The sequence below is a fragment of the Parachitinimonas caeni genome (assembly GCF_030129945.1).
Lineage (GTDB): Bacteria > Pseudomonadota > Gammaproteobacteria > Burkholderiales > Chitinimonadaceae > Parachitinimonas > Parachitinimonas caeni.
In genome coordinates this window covers 1-461 of the sequence record NZ_JARRAF010000185.1, presented here as the reverse complement: position 1 = coordinate 461, position 461 = coordinate 1, and the positions used below count along the sequence as shown (strand labels likewise).

Annotated in this window: 1 protein-coding gene; it reads right to left on the bottom strand. The window is 62.9% G+C overall.

Annotation, left to right across the window (positions count from 1 at the left end; all coding sequences use genetic code 11):
* Positions 1-461, bottom strand: a 461-nt coding sequence (locus tag PZA18_RS24230; protein ID WP_284103454.1) for an RHS repeat domain-containing protein, incomplete at both ends; no start/stop codon positions are given.

Here is a 461-nt window from a genome sequence, read left to right as displayed (position 1 = left end):
GAACATAGATCGCCTCGCCTTCCTTACCCGGCTTGATCGTCTGGCCGGCCAACAGGGTGTCGTCGCGGCGGTAGGTGTACACAGTGACATGACCCAGCGGATCGGTAACAGACTTCACCCGATCAAACGCGTCAAACTCGGTGCGGGTCTGGCGCTGGAAGCCATCTTCGGTCATCACCACCCGGCCCAGGCGGTCGTACCCGGTGTGGCGGACAATGCCCCGGCCATCGGTCTGGGTCACGGCGCGGCCGAAGGCGTCGTATTGGGTCTTGCCGGTTTCCAGGCTCTCGGCGGCGGTGCCACCTTGTTTGTACTGGCTGGTGGCAATCAGCAGGCCACGCTGGTCGTAAGTCTTGTGGCTGACCGCGTTCTGGCGACGCCCGGCTTCATCCTGGTAGGTATACGAGGTGTCTGCCAGCTCACCAAAGGCGGTGTAGGCGTAATGCACGGCATCGGCGATG